Raw genomic sequence first — 6,913 nt, 5'->3', positions numbered from 1 at the left:
CGAAGCGCCGCATTTTTCGGTAGATTTGTCAAGCGATTTTTGCAAAAAAGTGGGGGATTTTATAAAAAAAGGGATCTGAAAGTCTTGATTTTACTGGGCTGAAGATTCCGAGAGATTATAGTGGTCAAAGCGGGGGCAAAGGCTGTTATGGAACCGGCAACGGAACCGTGGGGGCAGCGGACGTGTTACGTGGCGGATCCTGAGGGAAACCTGGTTGAGATCGGATCATTTGTGAAGGAGTGAAGGAAATGGCATTTGACTATAAGAAAGAGTATAAGGAGTTTTATTTTCCGAAGGCCGTGCCGGGTATCGTCACGGTTCCCAGAATGAACTTTCTGGCGGTACGGGGCAGCGGAGATCCGAATGCGGAAGATGGTGAATATAAGGGAGCCATCGGCCTTCTGTATGGGATCGCATTTACAATCAAGATGAGTAAGAAGGGCGATCACCGGATCGATGGTTATTTTGACTATGTGGTTCCTCCATTGGAGGGATTTTGGTGGCAGGAAGGGACTGCCGGGATTGATTATACCCGCAAGGAAGATTTCAAGTGGATATCCGTTATCCGGCTGCCTGATTTCGTCACGGAAGAAGATTTTAAATGGGCGATAGCAGAGGCATCTGAAAAGAAAAAGCAGGATTTCTCCAAGGTGGAATTTCTGACCTATCAGGAAGGGCTTTGTGTACAGTGTATGCACATCGGGGCATATGATGAGGAACCGGAAACAGTGGAGAAAATGCATCAGTTTATGAAAGAGCAGGGATATGTGCTGGATATCACCGATCAGAGGTATCATCATGAGATTTACCTAAGTGATGCGAGAAGAGTTGCACCGGAGAAACGAAAGACAGTAATTCGGCATCCAATAAAAAAGGCGGTGAGGTTACGGTAACGTTGCCAATTGACACAGAACTATAATCAGAAATATTGACGTTTTCGAAAATCTGTAGGAGTATATCCTGCAGATTTTTTTTATGCACGGACAAATGTTTCCGGGTCTTATTTTGGGTATATAACTGCCTGGATACGGAATTTATAGAAAATGAGAGCGAGGATGTGGCAAAGAATGACTGTGAGATCAATGCGGCAAAATATAGAATTATTTTTGATTTGTCAAATGTGAACTTCCAGAAAAAGTTCCACCTAAATAAAATTAAGAGAATAAAAAATTGAAAAAATCCCGATTTTCTGCGGGTTCTGCTTGCAGGAGACCGGGATGTATGGTATAATTATTTTAGGCGGATTACCGCCTAAAAGGAGGGGCCTAATGTATCTGGATTTTTTAGTAAAAATACCATTCGTACAGGGGAAGATTACACGTAGAAAAAAGAAAGATGTTGTATATATTGAGTATGAATATGACCGGATCTATGATCCGGTAAGGCAGTATACTTTTCCCAAAAGAGTAACGATAGGAAAGCTGTCTGAAACAGACCCAGAACTGATGCAGCCAAATCAAAATTTCCTAAAATATTTTCCTGATGCAGAGCTTCCAGAGACAAAAAACAGGACATCCAGGAGCAGCTGCCTGCGCGTGGGAGCATATTTTGTATTGCGTAAAATTATAGAAGAATACAACCTGGTCGAACTCCTTGGTGGGTATTTTGAACAGCGTGATCTGGGACTTTTTCTTGATCTGGCGGTATACTCGATCATTGCAGAAAACAATGCTGCCCAGTACTATCCGGATTATACATACAACCATCCTCTTTTTACAAATGGAATGAAACAATACAGCGATTCTACTGTCTCAGATTTCCTGAATTCCGTAACGGATGACCAGAGTATTGGGTTCTTAAACTCCTGGAATGAGACCAGAAACCATCGCGAAAAAATATATATTTCCTACGATTCCACGAACAAAAACTGCCAGGCTGGAGACATTGAAATGGTGGAATTCGGACATCCGAAAGTAGATGTGGGACAGCCTGTATTTAACTATGCGGTTGCATATGATACACATAACCAGGAACCATTATTTTACGAGAAATATCTCGGAAGTCTGAACGATATCTCACAGCTTCAGTTCATGTTGGACAAAGCTTTTGGATATGGCTATAAGAAGATTGGCTTTATTTTGGACAGGGGTTATTTCAGCTGTGAAAACATACAATATATGGATAAATGCGGGTACAGCTTCGTGATCATGGTGAAGGGAATGGCTTCACTGGTGAATGAACTGGTTCTGGAACACAAGGGAACTTTTGAAAGTAAGCGCGTGAATAACATCTATGAGTATGGAGTATATGGGAAGACCGTGAAGCACAGGCTTTATGCGGGTGATAAAAAAGAACGGTATTTTCATCTGTACCACAGCATTTCCAAAGAAAGTGCAGAGCGTGCTGGGATTGAAAACAGGCTCAACCAGATGACATTGTACCTTAAGAAATATCAGAATAAAGTAAAGGAATTCGGGCCAGGGTTTGAGAAGTATTTTAATCTTCATTATGATGAAAAAACACAGGCGTTTGTACTGCCGGAAGAGCGCTGCAGTGTAGTGGAAAGGGAACTGGATCTGGCAGGATATTTCTGTATAATCACATCAGAAAAGATGAGTGCAAAGGAAGCAATCGAGCTGTATAAGAGCCGTGATACATCAGAGAAACTATTCCGTGGGGATAAATCCTATCTTGGAAATAAGAGCATCCGGGTGTATTCGGAAGAGTCAGCACGGGCTAAGATATTTGTTGAATTTGTGGCGATGATACTGCGCTGTAAGATGTATATAAAGCTGAAAGAAGAGATGAAAAACCTGGAAAAGAAGCCGAACTATATGACAGTTCCGGCAGCCTTAAAGGAACTTGAAAAGATAGAAATGGTGCGTCAACTGGATAATGTATACAGGCTGGATCATGCAGTAACAGCTAATCAGAAAACAATATTAAATGCGTTTGGTCTGGATGCGAATCACATAAAATACTATGCATCCGAGGTGAGTAAAGAATTGAAAAAGGCGGAATAGAGAGGAGAAAAAGATGGCACGAACAAGAAAAACGAGCAGGGAAGCTCTGGATGAAAAAATCGAAAAAGCAGAGGCTGATGTGATCGCAGCGAAGAAAAGATATGACCATGCAACAGCAGTTTTGAAAGAGCTTTTGGACAAACGGGATGCGATAAGAAAGGATGAAATCCTGTCAGCAATTGTAAAGAGTGGACGGTCTTATGAGGAGATAATGAACTTCCTAAATGTTGGAGAAATAGAGGGAAAAACAGAGGAATAGACAAGGAATGCACCACAGCTGCGGCTGTGGTGCGAGTTTTAGGCGGAAAATTTCTGGAAGTTCACATCAAACTATTGACTTTTTTTGAAAACATATATATTATAATATAAACTAATATAATGATACATAATAATGCAAAAGAACTTTATATGAGAGACAGAAAAAGGGGGAATTTACCATGGGGAGAACAGGAAAACCCAGAATTATAGCCATTGGGGATAATGTCTGCGATAAAATTCTGACCAGAGGAAAAATGTATCCGGGAGGGCAATGTGTGAATACCTGCGTATATTCTTCTATGAATGGAGCAGAAGCAGCCTATCTTGGAAAATTCGGAACAGACCAGGTGGCAGAATGTGTGCAGAATGCTCTTTCAAAGCTGCATATTGCTATGGACAGGTGCAGGCATTTTGAAGGAGAAAATGGCTTTGCCTGTGTAAAGATCGTAGAGAATGAGCGTGTCTTTGTAGGCTCTAACCGAGGGGGCGTTGCCCGTGAATATGATTATAATTTTAATGAAGAAGATTTTATGTATATCCGCGGGTTCGATTTGATTTATACGGATTTGAATTGTTATATTGAAGAAGATCTGCCATCGCTGGCTGCGCTGGGGGTGCCTGTTGCCTTCGATTTTTCTAACCGGTGGACAGATGAGTATCTGAAGCAGGTTTGTCCCTATATAAGAATTGCGATATTCTCCTGTGCACATTTAGACAGAAGGCGGCGGGAGGAAGAGATGCGAAAGGCGGAGGCTTTGGGGGTAAAAATTGTACTTGCAACTTCTGGTGAGGATGGTTCGCATCTGCTGTATCATGGAAGGTTTTATGATACTCCGGCAGAGAAAGCGGAAGTGGTTTTGGATACGGTTGGCGCAGGGGACGCTTATTTTGCGGCTTTTTTATGCCATATTTTGAAATCTTCCGGAGAAGTGAGCTGGGATGATGGGAAAGCAATGCTTCCCATACTTTTGGAAGGAATGAAGCGCGGAGCGCAGTTTGCCGCTAAAATTGTGGGTGTGGAAGGTGCGTTTGGGTATAGTATGCCAATTGCAGGAAGAATTATGAATAATCGTATATAAAGGAAAAGAAAGGTTGTCTCTCATTTTGGGAAGGCAATCTTTTTTTGAATAAATTTCAGAAAAAACCTTGACAATTTGTCAAAAAGAATATAATATAATATAAACGTATATAACATTATATAATGAATAAAGAGGAGGAAGTATGGAGAGCATCAAAGAGATTATAAACAAAATTCTTGAAGAGAAAAAAGAAGCAGGTGGAATCAAGCAAGTATTTTATGTGGCTTGTGGAGGATCACTGGGCGCATTTTATCCGGCAAAAATTTTTTTGGAGACAGAGGCGGTAGGAATTAAGACAGGCTGGTATAACAGCAATGAATTTATACATAACTTGCCCAAAAGTATGGGAGAGAATTCCGTACTGATCGTTGCTTCTCATAAGGGAAATACTCCGGAGACAGTAGAAGCTGCCAGGATAGGAAAGGAGAGAGGAATTCCGGTAATTGTGTTAACCTGGATTCCTGATTCGCCAATTACACAGTACGCAGATTATGTAATCCCGTATACCTTTGGTGACAACAAAGACATTGCGGGAGAGAAAACGATAAAAGGACTCCTGCTTGCAGTGGAGATTCTGAACCAGACAGAAGGTTATCCGAATTATGAGAAATTTATGGATGGAGTATCCAAGATTAACCAGATTGTCAGGAACGCCTGCAGGCTTGTACAGCGCCGTGCCAGGGAATTTGCCCGGAATTATAAGGATGACAAAGTCATTTATACCATCGGAAGCGGTGCAGGATTTGGAGCTGCTTATATGGAATGTATCTGTATTTTTATGGAAATGCAGTGGATCAATTCCAATGCGATACATTCAGGAGAATATTTCCATGGACCCTTTGAGATTACGGACAAAGAATTGCCATTTATCCTGCAGCTATCAGAGGGAAAGACAAGAGCACTGGATGAGCGTGCCCTGAATTTTTTGGAGAGATATGCCAGGCGGATAGAGGTTTTGGATGCAAAAGAATTGGGCTTATCCACTATCGATGCTTCCGTGGTGGACTACTTCAATCATTCCCTGTACAACAATGTGTATGTTGTGTATAACCAGGCATTGGCTGAAGCCAGACAGCACCCATTATCTACCCGCAGATATATGTGGAAGGTGAATTACTAACAGGAGGGAGAGATGAGATGAAGCTGGATTTTACAGAACTGCCGGTAGTAGATGCGCATGCGCATCCATTTATGCCCAGTAGAGAAAAAAAAGTATATGGCAGAAGATATATTTTGTCTTCTGACCGTTATAGTAAGGTGGAGCAGGAGACAGTGAGCAGCACCTTGGCATACCGCATGATTCTGAGAGAAATGGCCAGGATATCAGGCCTGTCGAAGGATGCGCCTGATGAAGAAATTATAGCTGCCAGAAATGCAATGGCACGAAAAGATTACAAGGCATTTGTGGAGCTGCTGTTTCGGGACGCAGGAATTGAGACATTTCTCAATGAAACAGGATTTCCGGTTCAGGGGGCGCGCCTGCGGGAAGAAGAGGTCAATGCTTTTTGCCAGGCAACGGAGAATATTGACGTACGAGAGATTATCCGGCTGGAAATGACTTGCAATCACCTGGTAGAAGATAGTCAGGAAATGCTCACATTTCAAGAATTTTTGGATGCTTTTCACAAACAGATGAGAAATCGGATTGCGCATGGCCGGGTAGCCGCGCTAAAAACGGTCATCGGTTATTTTACCGGGCTGGAGATTTTGAATCCAACCTGGGAAGAGGCAGAGAGATCTTTTTTATCCTTCTATTATGGGAAGGAGAAAGAGCGATGGATTCAGAAGCCGTTCCGGGATTATATGGTATTTGAATTCGTAAAGATCTGCCAGGAATACCATCTTCCCCTTCAGATTCATACAGGGGCAGGAGATCCGCCTTCCTGTGATCTGAGGCTGATGCGGCCCAGTTTGCTTTATGAGTTTATGAACCGGGAAGATACGGGAAAGATTCCCATTGTGCTTCTTCATGGAGGGTATCCTTTTGTGGAAGAAATGGCTTTTATGGTAAACGGTTATGCAAATGTCTGGACAGATGTTTCCAGCATGACTGCAGACGACAGTATTGCAGTGGAAAGGGCATTGCCAATGCTTTTAGAAAAAGTTCCGCTGAAGCGTTTGATGTATGGATCTGATGGTGCGGGGGATGTGGATCCTATCTGGTTTGCGGCAGTGAATTTCAAAAAGGTGCTGGGCAGAGTTTTTGACAGTCTGGTAGAGAGGGATGTGCTGGGTGTGTCTTATGCGCGGCAGGCAGCAGGATGGATTCTGTCTGAAAATGCGAAAGAGCTTTATAAATTAAAATAAAAATTAGGAGTCCTTGGTTTTGGGCCAAAGACGGAATATTTGCTGCGGAGCAGTTCATCGGTATAAGAAAGGTCAAGATTCCAGAAACGTTCAATGATATCCCATGTAGATTTTGCAAAAACAGAGGGATCCGGATAATATTTACGAAGATTTTCAAGTACAAAAGTTTGATAGGCGGTATGACCGCCGGAATTAACAGGTAACATAAAAATCGCCCTCCAGTCGATGAAAATAAAATATATTCAATCGGCTTCGCCTCAAATTTTGAGCGATTTGTCAAGCCTTTTTTGACAAAAAAGTGGGGGA

Annotated in this window: 8 protein-coding genes; 7 read left to right on the top strand and 1 reads right to left on the bottom strand. The window is 42.3% G+C overall.

The window, feature by feature from the left end; genetic code table 11:
- Positions 1 to 120: 120 nt before the first annotated feature.
- From H8S54_RS18050 to H8S54_RS03375, 7 genes are all read left to right on the top strand, one after another.
- The gene (locus H8S54_RS18050) at positions 121 to 243 is read left to right on the top strand and encodes a VOC family protein (RefSeq protein ID WP_330600068.1); all 123 of its coding nucleotides are present in this window, start codon (positions 121 to 123) and stop codon (positions 241 to 243) included.
- Between the two features lie 5 nt (positions 244 to 248).
- On the top strand, positions 249 to 893 hold the full coding sequence (locus H8S54_RS03400) for a GyrI-like domain-containing protein (protein ID WP_186900929.1): 645 nt from the start codon (positions 249 to 251) through the stop codon (positions 891 to 893).
- Positions 894 to 1,268: 375 nt separating this feature from the next.
- Positions 1,269 to 2,963 carry an IS1634 family transposase gene (locus tag H8S54_RS18045; protein WP_186900928.1) on the top strand — a complete coding sequence of 565 codons (1,695 nt, stop codon included), beginning with the start codon at positions 1,269 to 1,271 and terminating at the stop codon, positions 2,961 to 2,963.
- Positions 2,964 to 2,976: 13 nt separating this feature from the next.
- Positions 2,977 to 3,222, top strand: coding sequence for a hypothetical protein (locus tag H8S54_RS18040; RefSeq protein WP_186900927.1), 246 nt, complete (start codon positions 2,977 to 2,979; stop codon positions 3,220 to 3,222).
- A gap of 178 nt (positions 3,223 to 3,400) precedes the next feature.
- Positions 3,401 to 4,300, top strand: coding sequence for a PfkB family carbohydrate kinase (locus tag H8S54_RS03385; RefSeq protein ID WP_186900926.1), 900 nt, complete (start codon positions 3,401 to 3,403; stop codon positions 4,298 to 4,300).
- A 142-nt stretch (positions 4,301 to 4,442) separates the two neighbouring features.
- Complete coding sequence (locus H8S54_RS03380; RefSeq protein ID WP_186900925.1) at positions 4,443 to 5,420, top strand: SIS domain-containing protein; 978 nt, start codon at positions 4,443 to 4,445, stop codon at positions 5,418 to 5,420.
- 17 nt (positions 5,421 to 5,437) lie between these two features.
- Complete coding sequence (locus tag H8S54_RS03375; RefSeq protein WP_186900924.1) at positions 5,438 to 6,607, top strand: amidohydrolase family protein; 1,170 nt, start codon at positions 5,438 to 5,440, stop codon at positions 6,605 to 6,607.
- On the opposite strand, the gene H8S54_RS03370 is transcribed toward H8S54_RS03375, so the two are convergent.
- On the bottom strand, positions 6,592 to 6,813 hold the full coding sequence (locus tag H8S54_RS03370) for a hypothetical protein (RefSeq protein WP_186900923.1): 222 nt from the start codon (positions 6,811 to 6,813) through the stop codon (positions 6,592 to 6,594). The genes H8S54_RS03375 and H8S54_RS03370 overlap by 16 nt on opposite strands.
- Positions 6,814 to 6,913: the final 100 nt, after the last annotated feature.

It is taken from the genome of Blautia segnis (genome assembly GCF_014287535.1).
Lineage (GTDB): Bacteria > Bacillota > Clostridia > Lachnospirales > Lachnospiraceae > Blautia_A > Blautia_A acetigignens.
This window is presented reverse-complemented; position numbering and strand designations above follow the sequence as displayed.